Raw genomic sequence first — 15,376 nt, forward strand, 5'->3', positions numbered from 1 at the left:
TCACGTGAAAACCGGCTTCCGAGCAGTCTATGCTCTGCGCCGGATGCAGGCCGGACGGTGTGGTCAGAATGACGATGTCGGCATTGCTGCTGGAGAGCAGGCTTTTCAAATCGGCATGGCCGCGCGCGCCGGTGCGCGTCACGGCCGCTTGCAGCGCCTCGGGGCGGATATCGCACACATCGACGATCTCGGCCCTGTCGGCGTGCTGTTCCAGCGAAGCAAAATGGTTTTGCGCAATGCGGCCGCAGCCAACCAGGGCAAAACGGATCTTGCGATCGGTAATGGTTTCGTATGCGTGCATGATCAGGCCTTGACGATATGGTCGGCGGGGTCGAGGAACTTGCCGCGACTGTCGATAATCAGCTGGGCGTGTTCCTTGAGCATGGCGTAGTCGAAACGGTCATGATCGGTCGCCAGCAGCACGCAGTCGTAGCCGGCAACAACTTCCGGCGTCAGCGTTACGCTGGAGAGCTCGAAGTGGTGCTCGCGCATCTTGGGGAATACCGGCACATGCGGGTCGCTGTAGCTGATCTCGGCGCCCAGATCGCGCAGTTTTTCCATCAGGAACACCGATGGGCTTTCGCGCATATCGTCGACGTTTTTCTTGTAGGCAATGCCCAGCACCAGCACGCGGCTGCCATTGATCGCCTTTTTGCGGCTATTGAGCGCGGAGGCCACCTTGGCTACCACCCAGTCCGGCATGCCGGAGTTCACTTCGCCGGCCAGCTCGATAAAGCGGGTATTGACGCCATACTCGCGCGCCTTCCAGGTCAGATAGAAGGGATCGATCGGGATGCAGTGCCCGCCCAGACCCGGGCCCGGATAGTAGGGCACGAAACCGAACGGCTTGGTCGCGGCTGCACGGATCACTTCGTGAATATCAATGTCCATCTTGTCGGCGACGATCTTCATTTCGTTCACCAGACCGATGTTCACCGCACGGTGAATGTTTTCCAGCAGCTTGGTCATTTCAGCCGCACGGGTGCTGGACACCGGCACCACCTGGTCGATTACCGTGCCATACAGCGCCACGCCAATTTCCTGACAGGCCGGGGTCACGCCGCCGCAAACCTTGGGAATGGTGCGGGTGGTGAAGTCCGGATTACCCGGGTCTTCACGTTCGGGCGAAAACACCAGGAAGGCGTCTTCGCCAACCGTGAAGCCGCGCGACTCGATACGCGGCAGCAATTCTTCGTCGGTGGTGCCCGGATACGTGGTCGACTCCAGCGACACCAGCTGCCCGGCGCGCAAATAAGGCACCAGCGAATCGATGGTATTGATCACGAAGGAAAGGTCAGGCTCGCGGTATTTATTCAGCGGGGTCGGCACGCACAGGATCAGCGCATCGGCCTCTGAGGCACGGACAAAATCGGAGGTGGCCTCGAAACCATCCAGCAGCGCCCCCTGAATACTGGTCGCCGGGATATGTTCGATATAGCTTTGACCGTTCATCAGGGCGTCAACCTTGCCCTGATCAATGTCGTAACCGATGACTTTATAGCCGACTTCGGCAAAACGCAGCATCAAAGGCAGGCCGACATAGCCCAGCCCCACGATACCGATAACCGCCGACTTGTCGGCGATGCGCGAGAGAAACTGTTGTTTGTGCACGAGAAACCCCGGAAAGACGTAAACCAGCCTGCAGGCAGCGAATAGCCTCGCTCGGCTGCCTGCTTTAAAACGCGAGATTATACGCGCTTATTGCGCACGGTATCAGATACACAAAGCCCCGCGACGAGTGCGCGGGGCTGGAAACAACAAGGCTGGCGACGTCTTATATCAGCAAGCGCCCGGCAGAATGCAGATTGCTTTCCTTGATGCGGCGCACGAAGTCGCCGAATTCGATGCCGTAGCGGCACTCGAGCTGGTCGGCGCGAAACTCCAGCGCATCCCAGCTCACAGGATGCGGGCTCTGACGGAAAGCCATCACCGCCACATTGCCATGACTGGCCGATGGCAGCTCGATCACCCGCCCTTCGAACACATCCAGCAGGCGCTCGAGGAAAGCCTGATAGCGCTTGTCGCCACTCCACCAGTTGGCGACAAACACCCCATTGGGCGACAATGCCCGCCGGCAATCCATAAAGAAGTCTTCGGTCGTCAGCGCGTCGACAATCTGCACGCCATCAAAACCGTCGACCAGAATGGCGTCGGTCGACTCGCGGAAAATCTTCACATAGTCAGCGCCATCGGCCTCGATGATCTCAAAATACTCGCCCTCTTCCGGCATCTGGAAAAAGGCACGCGCCACCGCGATCACCTGCGGGTTGATCTCGACCACCAGCGAGCGGGCATTGGGCAGATACTCGTCGATAAAGCGGGTAATCGAACCGCCGCCCAGGCCGATCTGCAGGATGTGCTGCGGCTCTTCGCCAAACAGCAGAAAACCCATCATCGCGCGGGTGTAGCTCAGCACCAGATCCGCCGGTTCGTCCAGATTCATCGAACTTTGCACCGTCTCCGACCCCAGATGCAGCGAGCGGATATTGCCCGACTCGGAAATTTCCACTTCCGGCATCTCGTCGATGGCCGCACGCACGCGGCGGCGGAAGGGATGGCATGCCTTACCCGCCACAAGCATTCTCCTTGGCCCGCGAGTCGAGAATACTGAAAGCCCGGCGCGGCTTGCCGTCTTCGTCCAGCGGACGCGGATCGGTAAACTCTTCCTTGTCAAAAGCGGTATCGCCCTCGGCCAGCGCATCCCCCACTTTCAGGCCGGCAAAGTCGAACAGCTTGGCATCCGCCAGATGCGAAGGCACCACATTTTGCATGGCGGTAAACATGGTCTCGACCCGGCCCGGAAAGCGCTTATCCCAGTCGTTGACCATTTCCTTGACCACCTGGCGCTGCAGATTAGGCTGCGAGCCGCACAGATTACACGGAATGATGGGGAAGGCGCGCAGCTCGGCATAGCGCTCCAGATCCTTCTCACGGCAATAGGCCAGCGGACGGATCACCATATGCTTGCCGTTATCCGACACCAGCTTGGGCGGCATGGACTTGAGCTTGCCGCCATAGAACATGTTGAGGAACAGGGTGTGCAGCATATCGTCACGGTGGTGGCCCAACGCAATCTTGGTCGCGCCCAGCTCTTCGGCCACACGGTACAGCACGCCACGGCGCAGGCGCGAACACAGACTGCACGTGGTCTTGCCCTCCGGAATCACCCGCTTCACGATGGAGTAGGTGTCTTCCTCGACGATGCGGTACTCGACACCGATGGATTCGAGATAGGCCGGCAGCACATGCTCGGGAAAGCCCGGCTGCTTCTGGTCGAGATTGACCGCTACGATGGAAAAATCGATGGGGGCCGATTTTTGCAAGCCCAGCAGGATGTCGAGCAGGGCAAAACTGTCCTTGCCGCCGGACAGGCAGACCATCACCCGGTCGCCCGCCTCTATCATATTGAAATCGTTGATCGCGTCACCCACATGGTGGCGCAAACGCTTGGTGAGCTTGTTGCCCTCGTAGGCGGCCTTTTCGGCTTTCTTGTCGGCAACGGCGATATGTTCGGGCATGAGGGTAGGGCTAAGGGACTGAAAAGCCGGCGATTTTACCGCCAAACGCCCCCCTCACGCCACCTCTGCGCACCAAGATGGGCGCAGGCAGAAACGCCAGTGCCCCCTGCCCGCTTACAGCACGATGCTGCGCCCGCCATCAACTGCCAGAATCTGACCGGTGACATAGCTTGCGTCAAACAGCAAAAAACCCACAGCCCGCGCGATGTCATCCGGCACACCGGTGCGCGCCAAGGGAATGCGGCTTTCGATCTCGCGGCGCTCGGCACTATCAAACGACAGATCGGTCTCCGGCCACAGATTGACCCCCGGTGACACGCCATTCACCCGCACATGCGGTGCCAGCTCCAGCGCCAGCGAACGGATCAGCTGGGCATGGCCGGCCTTGGCCAGGCTATACACCACATGACGCGGCATCGGACGCTCGGCATGAATATCGACAATGCCGACAATGGCGCCCGAGCTCTGGCGCAGATAAGGCAGCGCGGCCTGAGCCAGAAACAGCGGTGCCTTAAGGTTGGAGCCCATCAGGCTGTCCCAGTCTGCTTCTTCGATGGCACCCACCGCTGTCGGGTAAAAACCGGATGCATTATTCACCAGCCCGTCCAGATGGCCGAAAGCCGAGATAGCCGCCTCAACCAGCGCCGGCAAGCGGGCGGTATCCAGCAAATCGGCCTGCGCCAGCTGCACCGAACCCGGACGCTTGGCATTGAGCTCCCCCGCCAAATGCCAGGCATCGGCTTCCGAGTGGTGATAATGCAGCAGCAAAGAGGCACCGCGCGCATGCAGGTGACGGGCAATCCCCGCCCCCACCCGCCGCGCCGCGCCGGTAATCAGCACAACCTTGGTATCCATTCCTGCGCCCCTTGATTCATGGCCACACCCTTCTCATGCACGCGGGATTGACCGACAATCCCGCTATATTGAACAGGATTGCCCATTATGACCAGCCTTCCCCAAGCCAGCGCCGAAGCCCTAGCCACCAGCCAGGCACTGTCACAACACATTGCCGCCGAAATAGCCGCCGCCGACGGCTGGATTCCATTCTCGCGTTATATGGAACTGGCCCTGTACGCGCCAGGCCTCGGCTACTACGCGGCCGGCAGTGCCAAACTGGGCGCCGCCGGCGACTTCACCACCGCACCGGAAATGAGCGCGCTATTCGGCGCAACACTGGCGCGGCAAATCGCAGAACTCCTGCCGCAAACCGCCGGCGTCATCTACGAGTTCGGTGCCGGCACCGGCAAGCTTGCCGCCGACATCCTGCAAAAGCTGGAGCAGCTGGATGCCCTGCCTGCACGCTATGTGATCATTGACTTGTCGGCCGACCTGATCGAGCGGCAACAAACCCTGCTGCGCGAGCGCCTGCCGCATTTGCTGGACAAGGTAACGTGGTTAAGCACACTGCCGGACACGCTGGATGGCATCGTAATCGGCAACGAAGTGCTGGATGCCATGCCGTGCGAGCTGCTACTGCACAATGGCCAGAGCGTCAGCCAGCGCGGTGTCAGCCTGAAAGACGGCCAGTTTGTGCTGGCCGAGCGAGCGCTGCAGGATGCGACCCTGACCGAGCTTGCACAGAGCCTGATTCCCGCCATCGCAGGCTACTGCAGTGAAATCAGCCTGGCCAACCGCGCCTTTATCCGCACACTGGGCGAACGCCTGACACGCGGCGCCTTGCTGTTTATCGACTACGGCTTCCCGGCACATGAGTACTACCATCCGCAGCGCCATATGGGCACCCTGATCGGCCACTACCGCCACCACACCATGACCGACCCTTTCTACCTGCCCGGCCTGATGGACCTGACCTGCCATGTCGACTTCACCGCTATCGCCGAAACCGGCCTGGCAGCCGGACTGGATCTGATCGGCTATACCAGCCAGGCCCAGTTCCTGCTCAACGCAGGCATCACTGACGAACTGGCCTTGCTCGACCCGGAAGACGTACGCCACTACGTACCGCAGTCTGCCGCCGTACAAAAACTGTGCTCACCGGCAGAAATGGGCGAACTATTCAAGGTCATCGGTTTCGGTCGCGGCATCAGCATAGACTGGAGCGGCCTGATACAGGGCGATCGCTGCCACACGCTATAAATCACCCAAGACTTTGAATTTATGGCAATTTATCGCCACGCAAATCACGACAAAAGGCGGAAGCGCAGCATGAATTGCATTTTTCTTCGCAAAAGGTGTTGACAGGAAAAAGGGGGGCCGGTATAGTTCGCCCCACTTCGACGCGACACAGAAACACAGCAGCGAAGTGACCGCGTGGCGAATTAGCTCAGTTGGTTAGAGCGACGGAATCATAATCCGCAGGTCCGGGGTTCGAGTCCCTGATTCGCCACCACCCATTCAGAAAAAAGCCGCTTCCTTCGGGATAGCGGCTTTTTTCATTCCCGCTTCAGCCAACACCCCTATCCAGAAGAACCAAGTCCGCTGCGGCCTGTCTTAATTGCTAGCGCCTGCCAGCCCACGGGCTGGCAGGCGCCATTCGCAAACGGTAGACAAGGAGAACCACATGCGACACCTCCCCTCCCTGCTACTCGCCGCAACACTGGCTATCACCGGCAGTCAGGTTTTTGCAGACGACAGTAGCAGCCATCACACCTCCTCCCTCCGTGAACGTAACGGAGGAGGAGCAGACAACTTCCACGCACGCCACAATCAGGGGCTTTATCAAGCCCCTGTACTAAGCGATGCCGAACGCGCCGCACAGGATGCGGCAGCAGGCGAGATCATCAAGGCCAATCCGCAGGACTATCAAAGCAACTAAAGCGGACACACCATCACGCGCACTCTTCTCGTGGATTTCAAGACCATAGCCAAACCCCCGACCTGTCGGGGGTTTGGCCTTTATGCCTGAAGCCATTAGATCTGGCTAGATCGGCCATATGCCAGCCATCACAAGCCAAACCCCAGTCGAAGCTAAAGAAATAGAAAGTCGCCCTCTCAAGCAACAGGCACAAACACGACCCGGCACAAGCCCCCATCTTGACGAAGCCATGCTGCATCGCGACAATCCGGCACTGACTGTATACAAAATATCAGGCACGGCACTGACCGTACTGCCCATACCATGCCAAGCCAGACTCAAACCGCCCGCACATCCGGCGGACTCATGCTGCGCGCGATGCGCGCGACCGATATCGATGCGGTTCTTGCAGTACAAGCACAATGCTACCGCGATGACCTGATCGAAAGCCGCGCCGCCCTGGCTTCGCGCCAGCGCCTGTCTCCCGATACCTGCTGGGTGGCCGAAGAAGACGGCCACGTACATGGCTATCTGTTTGCCCATCCATGGCAAGGAGAACAACCGCCTGCACTGGATACGCCGCTGCCGGCACTGCCCGAGCACTGCGATACTTTATTCCTGCACGATATGGCGCTAAGCAAGACGGCACGCGGCCAAGGCCTCGCCCCTCGCCTGATGGAAAAGGTTCTGCAATATGCCCGGCGCAGCGGTCTTAACTGCGCCCGGCTGGTAGCGGTGCAGGGGGCGGACCACTACTGGAAGCGCCAAGGCTTTTTGCCCTACCCCTTACGTCCGGGCAAACTGGCCTGCTACGGCAAAGGTGCACAAGGCATGCTGCGCGCACTGCGCTAAACCATTTCGACCGCAGACAAATAAAAACGCCACGCATTTTGCGTGGCGTTTTTTGTAGACCGAGCTTTAAGCCGATCAGCTACAAAGCAAGTACTCAGGCTGCCTTCTTGACCCAAACGACAGGCTTCTCACCTGCCGTGATCTGCAAGGCCAGACCGCCGCACGAGGTTTCGCGGTACTTGGCATCCATATCCTTGCCGGTGGCGTACATCGCGGCAATGACCTTGTCCAGCGACACCTTGGGGCTGCTGGTACGGTGCATAGCCATGCGTGCGGCGTTGATCGCCTTGACCGCGGCAATGGCATTGCGCTCGATGCAAGGAATCTGCACCTGACCGGCAACCGGATCGCACGTCAGGCCCAGATTGTGCTCCATGGCAATTTCTGCTGCCATGCATACCTGATCCGGGCTCGCACCCATCAGTTCGGCCAGACCTGCTGCAGCCATGGCACAAGCAACGCCGATTTCACCCTGACAGCCCACTTCAGCACCGGAGATCGAAGCATTCAGCTTGAACAGGCAACCGATGGCACCGGACGACAGGAAGAAACGCAGGCAGCTATCGTCGTCCAGCGGCTGGATGAAGTGGTTGTAGTAAGCCATCACTGCTGGCACCACACCGCAGGCACCGTTAGTTGGCGCAGTCACCACGCGACCACCGGCTGCGTTTTCTTCCGACATCGCCATCGCATACATATTGACCCAGTCCAGCACACTCATCGGATCCTGCGACACCTGCATCATGCCGGTCAGCTTGCGATGCAAGGCTGGTGCACGACGTGGAATGCGCATAGGGCCCGGCAAATTGCCTTCGGTGCGCATGCCGCGCTCCATACTGCTCTTCATCACATCCCAGACGCGGGCAAAGTGGGCGCGCACCTCGTGCTCGTCATGGAAAGCCAGTTCGTTTTCCATCACCAGACTGGAGATAGGCAGGCCGTTTTCTTCGCACATCCCGACCAGATCGGCAGCACTCAGAAAGTGGTGCGGCACCGGCGTGTCGCTGCACGAGTTCTGCTCGAAATGCTCGTCGTCCACGATGAAGCCACCACCGATGGAGTAATAGGTTTTGGACAGCGCCAGCTCGTCACCGATATAGGCATGAATCTGCATGCCGTTCTCGTGGCGCGGCAGATTGTCGCTATGAAATTCCAGCGCAAAAGCCACACTCTGATGGGTTCGCCCCAGCGTGATGCGGCCGTGCGTTTCGACTTCGGCAATGATGGCCGGAGCTGCGTCCAGATCCACGGTTTCCGGCTGGTTGCCGGCCAGACCCAGAATAATGGCGTGGTCGGTGCAATGCCCCTTGCCGGTCAGTGCCAGCGAGCCGAAACAGTCAACCTTGATGCGAGTTGTCTGATTGAAGTGCCCGGTTTCTTTCAGCGTACCCAGAAACATATGACCGGCCTTCATCGGGCCGATGGTGTGCGAACTGGAAGGGCCTACGCCGATTTTGTAGATATCCGCCATGCTGAACATAATGAGTCCTTTTATTTGACCGGAACCAGCGCGAGCGCGGTACCCGTACCCGCTACCAGCCAAGCCGGCCGGGCAGCGTATCGATAAATGTCTTTTGGAAACTGCTGGAAGGCTCCCGGCGGCCGCCTTGAGGCAGCACCGGGAACAGAACGCGGACCGCCCGATCAGACAGGCGGCACCGGTTTATCAGAACACCAACGAATAGAAGATGGCCGAGATAGCGATCAGACCAATAGCAACAACAAAGTAGTTGCTTGCCACACCTGCGTATTTCTTCATCGCAGGCACTTTGTAGATGGCGTACATCGGCATCAGGAACAGCAGCACGGCGATGACCGGACCACCCAGGTTTTCGATCATGCCCAGGATGCTAGGGTTGAGCGTAGCAACCAGCCAGGTGGTGATGATCATGAATACGGCAGTAAAGCGGTCCAGCTTGGCAGTTTCGATGGTCTTGCCACGCTGACGCAGCTCCTTGATCACCAGGCCGTTGAAGCCTTCCTTGGCACCCAGATAGTGACCGAGGAAAGACTTGGAAATCGCGACGATAGCGATCACCGGAGCCACCCATGCAATCACCGGGTTCTGGAAGTGGTTAGCCAGATACGACAGGATGGACAGGTTCTGTTCCTTGGCCTGCATCAGGTCGGCAGGCGACAGGCTGAATACGCAGCTGAACACAAAGAAGAATACCGAAACCACCATCATGATGTGGGCGCGACGCAGCGTGCGGTTGGATGCGATATCTTCGCAGCCTGGGTGCAGCTTCTTCTGGTCAACGGCAAACGACGAGATGATAGGCGAGTGGTTGAACGAGAACACCATCACCGGAATCGCCAGCCACAGGGTTTTCCAGAACGCACCACTGGTCACGGCATCGCTCAGGCTGCCGGCATGGTCGAATACCGAGGTATTCCAGTTCGGGATCAGGTAGACAGCCAACAGCATCAGCGCAGCCACAAATGGATACACCAGGATGCTCATCGCCTTGACGATGAATTCACCACCCAGGCGTACCACCGACATCAGCGCCAGAATCAGGCACAGCGCGAAGATGCCGCGGGTCACGATGTCGGTACCCAGCTGGATGCCGAACTGGTTGGTCAGGAAAGACATCACCGTATTGGTGATGGCCACGCTGTACACCAGCAGAATCGGGTAGATGGCAAAGAAGTACAGCAGAGTAATCAGCTTGCCAGCGGTCAGGCCGAAATGCTCTTCCACGACTTCGGTGATGTCGCCGGTCGAACCGGACAGCACGAAGCGGTTCAGGCCACGGTGGGCGAAATAGGTCAGCGGCCATGCCAGCACCAGCATCACCAGCAGCGGCCACAAGCCGCCAATACCGGCATTGATAGGCAGGAACAGGGTACCGGCACCAATCGCCGTCCCGTACAGGCCCAGCATCCAGGTCCGGTCATGACGGGTCCAGGCCGGCATGGTAGCTGCGGCCTGCGTACCCTCTACCGGTGCTTCCGGGGTATAAACATTGGATTGAGACATTCTTGTCTTCCTTGCTTTCAAGTCAAATGGCAAATTGGGTAGCCACAAATGTGGCCGCTAAATAATCAGGCAGTCGCCGAGCTGTCGCCGTGGGTGGCTTCTTTCAGATAGCGATACAGCGTGGGCTCGGAAATCAGCAGCAAGTGAGCGGTTTTGGCAATAAAGCCCTTCACCAGAAAAATCCCCTTGTGCTCCAGCTCGCTGACAATGGCTCTTTTCTGCTGACTGCCCAGTTCGGCAGGCGGCGGATAAGCGGCCATCACCTTGCCGATAATGTCGTCACCCAGGCTTTCCACCGAGTGGGCAGCGGACTCTTCGCTGTGCATATCTTGGTCACGACGGAAGTGCACCTGCAAAAGCTCGACTGCACGCTGTAATTCGTGATCGTTACTATTCAGGCAAACCATAGCGCGGGCTTTGTCCTTCTCGTCGCAGATCAACAGGCTGGAAGAGCGCATACGCTGCCCATCCACCAGCTTGCCCGGATAATTAGTCCGGAACGACGGTCCATCCCCGCGCTGAAATTCATTCAGCAGACGCAAAGCCATATCGGTTGCCGGCGCACCGACCTCCCGACCGGAAATAGGATTCCGGATGATGCACAACGACTGATCAAGATCGCTCATGTCGTGTACTGCCACTTCAGTACGCTGCCCCAGCACTTGGGACAGAAAATCCGCCAGAACAGCCAAATCAACCGTAACGCGCATGATAGAAACTTCTTCCGCTAATAAATTTGCAGCAATTCTACTTTCGTTTACGAACTTTGCAAGCACATATCCGTACATCACATGATTCTAATCAACCTTTTGCTAATATTTTGTCGCTTTTAGAGAAACTAGTCCTGACTAGCTATTGATTTTCATCGGGAAAACCGGCCACGCATCCGAATACAGCAACGCACTGTGCAAAGAATTTTTCCTTGCCCAGACACTCGAATGCAACAGAACACCAGCCAAAAAGATCAAAAAACAACATAAACACATAAAAACAAACAAACAGCGATGAAGAAAGCATTAAGCTCCATTGCTACCTCAGCGCCAGCCCACCGCAGCCACCCGCCCCAAGCGCGGCCGGTACCGGCTGTGGTACACTCGCGCGCAACATCTTCATTTGCCAGCCCAAACCGTCCGCCCACCCCGCTCGGGCCACGAGTCCGCGCTGGCATTTCATATTTCCAAGCGTGCACACCATGAAAAAGGTTTACATCAAGACGTTCGGCTGCCAGATGAACGAATACGACTCCAACAAGATGGTGGACGTACTCGCCGGCAACGAGGCCACAATCAAGACCGACCGGCCCGAAGACGCGGACATCATCCTGTTCAATACCTGCAGCGTGCGGGAAAAGGCACAGGAAAAAGTGTTTTCCGACCTGGGGCGCGTGCGCGAACTCAAGCTGGAAAAACCGGGCCTGATCATAGGCGTGGGAGGTTGTGTAGCGAGCCAGGAAGGCGCGACCATCGTCAAGCGCGCGCCCTATGTAGATGTGGTGTTCGGTCCGCAAACGCTGCACCGCCTGCCGGAGCTGATCAAGAACCGGCAAGAAAGCGGCACATCACAAGTGGACATTTCCTTCCCGGAGATCGAAAAGTTCGACCATATACCGCCGGCCAAGGTCGACGGCCATGCGGCGGCCGTGTCCATCATGGAGGGCTGCTCCAAGTACTGCTCGTTTTGCGTGGTGCCTTATACCCGTGGCGAGGAAGTCTCGCGCCCGTTCGAAGACGTGCTGACCGAAATCGCCGGGCTGGCACTGCAAGGGGTGAAGGAAATCACCCTGCTGGGACAGAACGTCAACGCCTACCGCGGCCTGATGGCCGATGGCGAAATCGCCGACTTTGCCCTGCTGCTGGAGTTCGTGCACGAGATACCGGGCGTCGAGCGCATCCGCTTTACCACCAGCCATCCGCGCGAATTCACCGAACGCATCATCGACTGCTTTGCGCGCCTGCCCAAGCTGGTTTCCCATCTGCACCTGCCGGTGCAAAGCGGTTCCGACCGTATTTTGATGGCGATGAAGCGCGGCTATACCGCGCTTGAGTACAAATCCATCATCCGCAAGCTGCGTGCCGTGCGTCCGGATCTCAGCCTGTCCTCCGACTTTATCGTCGGCTTCCCCGGCGAAACCGACGCCGACTTCGAGGCGACGCTTAAGCTGGTCAAGGACCTGGCCTTCGACTTCAGCTTTGTCTTTATCTACAGCCCGCGCCCGGGAACGCCCGCCGCCAATCTGGCCGACGACACGCCTTATGAAGTGAAACAGCGACGCCTGGCGGCACTGAACCGTGAAATCGAGGCCACCGGCTTTGCCATCAACCAGGCCATGCAGGGCACTGTCCAGCAGGTACTGGTCGAAGCGGTTTCGCGCCGCGACGCCAGCATGCTGGCGGCCCGCACCGGCAACAACCGGGTGGTCAATTTTGTCGGGGAGCCGCATCTGCTGGGGCAGATGGTCGAGGTACGCATCACCGAGGCCCACCCGCATTCACTGGTGGGCGAGGTAGTCAGCACCCAAATGGTGTAATACCATCAGAAGCATGATGATGGTCCGGCCTGTTCACACCGATATGGCCGGACACCAGACCCGAGACCCGACCGCCCCATGCCCCACGCCGAACAGCTCAGTTTCAACCCGATCGACAATGCCCGCCTGGCGCGCCTGACCGGTCCGCTGGACAGCAATCTCAAACAGATAGAAATCGCACTGGATGTCAGTATCGCCCGCCGTGGCGAGCAGCTGCGCATTCAGGGCGAGCGTGCGCGCGAAGCCGCCAGCGCGCTCACCCAGCTCTATCTGCTGGCCGAGGCGCGGGAACTGGAACTGGAAGACGTGCAACTGTGTCTGGTCGAACTCAGGCAAAATCCGGCCGTCGCCAGCAGCGAGACCGATAGCTCGCCGGCCCTGCGTACCCGCCGTGGCGACCTGCGCGGGCGCACTCCGCGCCAGGTCGGCTATATCCGCGCCATGCTGGAGCACACCATCAGTTTCGGCATCGGCCCTGCCGGTACCGGCAAGACCTATCTGGCCGTCGCCTGCGCCGTCGATGCCTTCGAGCGCGACGCGGTCAAACGTATCGTACTGGTGCGCCCGGCGGTCGAAGCCGGCGAGAAGCTGGGTTTTCTGCCCGGTGATCTGGCGCAAAAGGTCGATCCGTATTTGCGCCCGCTATACGACGCGCTCTATGACCTGATAGGCAGCGAGCGGGTCGAGCGCATGCTGGAAAAAGGCCAGATCGAAATTGCGCCACTCGCCTATATGCGCGGGCGCACGCTCAACAACGCCTTTATCATCCTGGACGAAGCGCAGAACACCACACCCGAACAGATGAAGATGTTCCTCACCCGCATCGGCTTCGGCTCGCGCGCGGTGATTACCGGCGACATCACCCAGATCGATCTGGCCCGCCACCAGAAAAGCGGGCTGGTCGAAGTGGAACAGATTCTGGGCCATGTGCGCGGCCTGCATTTCCACCATTTCAACAGCGACGACGTTGTGCGCCATCCGCTGGTGCAGAAAATCGTCGACGCCTACGAGCATTACCAACAGACAAACGATGAAAAAAGCCAAGCGTAACCCTCTGCTCGCCCGCCTTGCCGCGCGACTGCAACTGACTCTGGATGTGCGCAGCACGGCTACTACCCTGCCCTCGACCAAAGAACTAGGACGCTGGGCGCGTGCCGCCCTGCAATCCGGCGTCAAAGCCGCCGAAGTCAGCGTGCTGATCGTCGACGCCGATGAAGGCCGCGCGCTCAATCACGACTACCGTGGCAAAGACTACGCCACCAATGTCCTGTCCTTCGCCCTGAATGAAGGCGAAACCGTAGCCGGCATGCCACTGTTCGGCGACCTGGTGCTATGCGCCCCGGTCGTCGAAAAAGAAGCGGCAGAACAAGGCATAGACCTGCTGGCGCATTACGCCCATCTGACCGTACATGGCCTGTTGCACCTGCAAGGCTTCGACCACGAAGACGATGCCGAGGCCGATGCAATGGAAGCCCTGGAAACCCTGATCCTGGCCAAGCTGGGATATCCCGACCCTTATCTTGAGGAAAAATCCGTCTGATGGACGACTCTGGCAAACCGTCACCTAGCTGGTTCGAACGACTCCTGAACCGTTTTACCCATGAGCCTGAAGACCGCGAAGAACTGCTCGCCCAACTACATGCCGCATTCGAACGCAACCTGATGGATGCGGACGCGCTGGCCATGATAGAAGGCGTACTCAATGTTTCGGAACAAACGGTGCGCGACGTGATGGTGCCGCGCAGCCAGATGGATGTCGTGCGCGTCGATGATCCGGTCGAGCAGTTCCTGCCCTTCGTCATGGACACCGCCCACTCGCGTTTCCCGGTGATTGATGACGACAAGGACGATATTGTCGGCATCCTGCTGGCCAAGGATTTGCTGCGCTACTTCCACAATCCCAAGCTGTTCGATCTGCGCGACACCCTGCGCCAGGCGGTGTTTGTCCCGGAGTCCAAGCCGCTCAATGTGTTGCTCAAGGATTTCAAGAGCACGCGCAATCATATGGCCATCGTGGTGGATGAATACGGCAGCGTCTCCGGCCTCGTGACCATCGAGGACGTCATCGAACAGATCGTCGGAGATATTGAAGACGAATACGACTTCGATGAAGCCGAAGACAATATCGTCCCCATTCGCGGCCGGCGCTACCGGGTCAAGGCGCAAACCGAAATCGAAGATATCAACGCCTTCTTCGGCACGGACTTTTCCGACGATGATGCCGATACCCTGGGCGGACTGGTGTTGACCGCGATGGCGCATATGCCCAAGCGCGGCGAAAAAGTCGCCCTGGGCCCGCTGGACATTACCATTTTGCGCGCCGACAGCCGCCGCCTGCATACGCTGGTGGTTGCGCCACGGCGCGACAAAGGCGATGACGACAGCAGCGAGCAGGACGCCTGATGCCGAAGAAGTTTTTCTATCTGGCTGCCTGCCTGCTGGCAGGCACCGCCACGCTATTTGCCTTCGCGCCCTACCGTCTGTTCTGGCTGATGCCGCTGCTGCTGGCCATACTGGCCGAACTTGTCGAACGCCATCCGCGCCACGCGTTTGCCTTGGGCTATGGTTGGGCATTGGCGGCTTATACCGCCAACTTCAACTGGATCTACAACAGCCTCCATGATGTCGCCCAGCTGCCGGCCTTGCCGGCGGCACTGGCAACACTGCTGCTGCCCGCTTATCTCGCGCTATACCCGGCGCTGGCCATGCTGTTTGCCGTCAGACTGAGTGAGAGGCCGTGG

General features: G+C 58.9%; 15 protein-coding genes, 1 tRNA gene and 1 pseudogene. 9 read left to right on the forward strand and 8 right to left on the reverse strand.

Going from position 1 to position 15,376, the window contains the following annotated elements:
* From EGI20_RS12585 to EGI20_RS12605, 5 genes are all read right to left on the reverse strand, one after another.
* Positions 1–301: Gfo/Idh/MocA family protein (locus tag EGI20_RS12585; RefSeq protein WP_498631867.1), on the reverse strand; the 301-nt coding region annotated here is incomplete at its 3' end.
* A 2-nt stretch (positions 302–303) separates the two neighbouring features.
* Positions 304–1,611, reverse strand: a complete 1,308-nt coding sequence (locus EGI20_RS12590; RefSeq protein ID WP_498631869.1) for a nucleotide sugar dehydrogenase — start codon at positions 1,609–1,611, stop codon at positions 304–306.
* 163 nt (positions 1,612–1,774) lie between these two features.
* A complete protein-coding gene (locus tag EGI20_RS12595; RefSeq protein ID WP_498631871.1) occupies positions 1,775–2,575 on the reverse strand; it encodes a polyamine aminopropyltransferase in 801 nt (266 codons plus the stop codon).
* Entirely contained in the window at positions 2,565–3,518 is a 954-nt protein-coding gene (gene ttcA / locus EGI20_RS12600) for a tRNA 2-thiocytidine(32) synthetase TtcA (protein WP_124735744.1), read from the reverse strand. Before ttcA ends, EGI20_RS12595 begins: the two co-directional genes overlap by 11 nt.
* A gap of 114 nt (positions 3,519–3,632) precedes the next feature.
* Entirely contained in the window at positions 3,633–4,373 is a 741-nt protein-coding gene (locus EGI20_RS12605; RefSeq protein ID WP_498631873.1) for a pteridine reductase, read from the reverse strand.
* Between the two features lie 87 nt (positions 4,374–4,460).
* On the opposite strand from EGI20_RS12605, the gene EGI20_RS12610 reads away from it, so the two are divergent.
* The 4 genes from EGI20_RS12610 (at position 4,461) to EGI20_RS12625 (ending at position 7,125) form a co-directional block, all read left to right on the forward strand.
* Positions 4,461–5,615: a class I SAM-dependent methyltransferase gene (locus EGI20_RS12610; protein ID WP_498631875.1), complete on the forward strand. Its 1,155-nt coding sequence runs from the start codon at positions 4,461–4,463 to the stop codon at positions 5,613–5,615.
* A 176-nt stretch (positions 5,616–5,791) separates the two neighbouring features.
* Positions 5,792–5,868: transfer RNA gene (locus EGI20_RS12615), tRNA-Met, on the forward strand.
* Positions 5,869–6,039: 171 nt separating this feature from the next.
* Positions 6,040–6,294, forward strand: coding sequence for a hypothetical protein (locus tag EGI20_RS12620; RefSeq protein ID WP_498631877.1), 255 nt, complete (start codon positions 6,040–6,042; stop codon positions 6,292–6,294).
* A gap of 345 nt (positions 6,295–6,639) precedes the next feature.
* Entirely contained in the window at positions 6,640–7,125 is a 486-nt protein-coding gene (locus EGI20_RS12625) for a GNAT family N-acetyltransferase (RefSeq protein WP_498631879.1), read from the forward strand.
* A gap of 94 nt (positions 7,126–7,219) precedes the next feature.
* On the opposite strand, the gene EGI20_RS12630 is transcribed toward EGI20_RS12625, so the two are convergent.
* The 3 genes from EGI20_RS12630 to EGI20_RS12640 form a co-directional block, all read right to left on the reverse strand.
* A complete protein-coding gene (locus EGI20_RS12630; RefSeq protein WP_498631881.1) occupies positions 7,220–8,605 on the reverse strand; it encodes an L-serine ammonia-lyase in 1,386 nt (461 codons plus the stop codon).
* Between the two features lie 186 nt (positions 8,606–8,791).
* Positions 8,792–10,108: a serine/threonine transporter gene (locus EGI20_RS12635; protein WP_498631883.1), complete on the reverse strand. Its 1,317-nt coding sequence runs from the start codon at positions 10,106–10,108 to the stop codon at positions 8,792–8,794.
* Positions 10,109–10,173: 65 nt separating this feature from the next.
* Positions 10,174–10,818, reverse strand: a complete 645-nt coding sequence (locus EGI20_RS12640) for a helix-turn-helix transcriptional regulator (RefSeq protein ID WP_160798003.1) — start codon at positions 10,816–10,818, stop codon at positions 10,174–10,176.
* A 482-nt stretch (positions 10,819–11,300) separates the two neighbouring features.
* On the opposite strand from EGI20_RS12640, the gene miaB reads away from it, so the two are divergent.
* From miaB to EGI20_RS12665, 5 genes and pseudogenes are all read left to right on the forward strand, one after another.
* On the forward strand, positions 11,301–12,635 hold the full coding sequence (miaB, locus tag EGI20_RS12645; RefSeq protein ID WP_498631885.1) for a tRNA (N6-isopentenyl adenosine(37)-C2)-methylthiotransferase MiaB: 1,335 nt from the start codon (positions 11,301–11,303) through the stop codon (positions 12,633–12,635).
* A gap of 78 nt (positions 12,636–12,713) precedes the next feature.
* The gene (locus EGI20_RS12650; protein ID WP_498631887.1) at positions 12,714–13,685 is read left to right on the forward strand and encodes a PhoH family protein; all 972 of its coding nucleotides are present in this window, start codon (positions 12,714–12,716) and stop codon (positions 13,683–13,685) included.
* Entirely contained in the window at positions 13,666–14,175 is a 510-nt protein-coding gene (gene ybeY, locus EGI20_RS12655) for an rRNA maturation RNase YbeY (RefSeq protein ID WP_498631889.1), read from the forward strand. Before EGI20_RS12650 ends, ybeY begins: the two co-directional genes overlap by 20 nt.
* Positions 14,175–15,038, forward strand: a complete 864-nt coding sequence (locus tag EGI20_RS12660; RefSeq protein ID WP_498631892.1) for a CorC family transporter — start codon at positions 14,175–14,177, stop codon at positions 15,036–15,038. Before ybeY ends, EGI20_RS12660 begins: the two co-directional genes overlap by 1 nt.
* Positions 15,038–15,376 (forward strand): annotated as a pseudogene (locus tag EGI20_RS12665) (apolipoprotein N-acyltransferase); the annotation flags it as partial. The gene EGI20_RS12660 and the pseudogene EGI20_RS12665, both read left to right, overlap by 1 nt.

This window comes from Aquitalea sp. S1-19 (assembly GCF_024343515.1).

Excerpts from the sequence above, each read along its gene's own strand:
- EGI20_RS12650 (WP_498631887.1), top strand. The coding sequence starts at position 12,714 with ATGCCCCACGCCGAACAGCTCAGTTTCAACCCGATCGACAATGCCCGC.
- EGI20_RS12640 (WP_160798003.1), bottom strand. The coding sequence starts at position 10,818 with ATGCGCGTTACGGTTGATTTGGCTGTTCTGGCGGATTTTCTGTCCCAA.
- miaB (WP_498631885.1), top strand. The coding sequence starts at position 11,301 with ATGAAAAAGGTTTACATCAAGACGTTCGGCTGCCAGATGAACGAATAC.
- EGI20_RS12620 (WP_498631877.1), top strand. The coding sequence starts at position 6,040 with ATGCGACACCTCCCCTCCCTGCTACTCGCCGCAACACTGGCTATCACC.
- EGI20_RS12635 (WP_498631883.1), bottom strand. The coding sequence starts at position 10,108 with ATGTCTCAATCCAATGTTTATACCCCGGAAGCACCGGTAGAGGGTACG.
- EGI20_RS12610 (WP_498631875.1), top strand. The coding sequence starts at position 4,461 with ATGACCAGCCTTCCCCAAGCCAGCGCCGAAGCCCTAGCCACCAGCCAG.
- EGI20_RS12660 (WP_498631892.1), top strand. The coding sequence starts at position 14,175 with ATGGACGACTCTGGCAAACCGTCACCTAGCTGGTTCGAACGACTCCTG.
- ttcA (WP_124735744.1), bottom strand. The coding sequence starts at position 3,518 with ATGCCCGAACATATCGCCGTTGCCGACAAGAAAGCCGAAAAGGCCGCC.
- ybeY (WP_498631889.1), top strand. The coding sequence starts at position 13,666 with ATGAAAAAAGCCAAGCGTAACCCTCTGCTCGCCCGCCTTGCCGCGCGA.
- EGI20_RS12605 (WP_498631873.1), bottom strand. The coding sequence starts at position 4,373 with ATGGATACCAAGGTTGTGCTGATTACCGGCGCGGCGCGGCGGGTGGGG.
- EGI20_RS12625 (WP_498631879.1), top strand. The coding sequence starts at position 6,640 with ATGCTGCGCGCGATGCGCGCGACCGATATCGATGCGGTTCTTGCAGTA.
- EGI20_RS12630 (WP_498631881.1), bottom strand. The coding sequence starts at position 8,605 with ATGTTCAGCATGGCGGATATCTACAAAATCGGCGTAGGCCCTTCCAGT.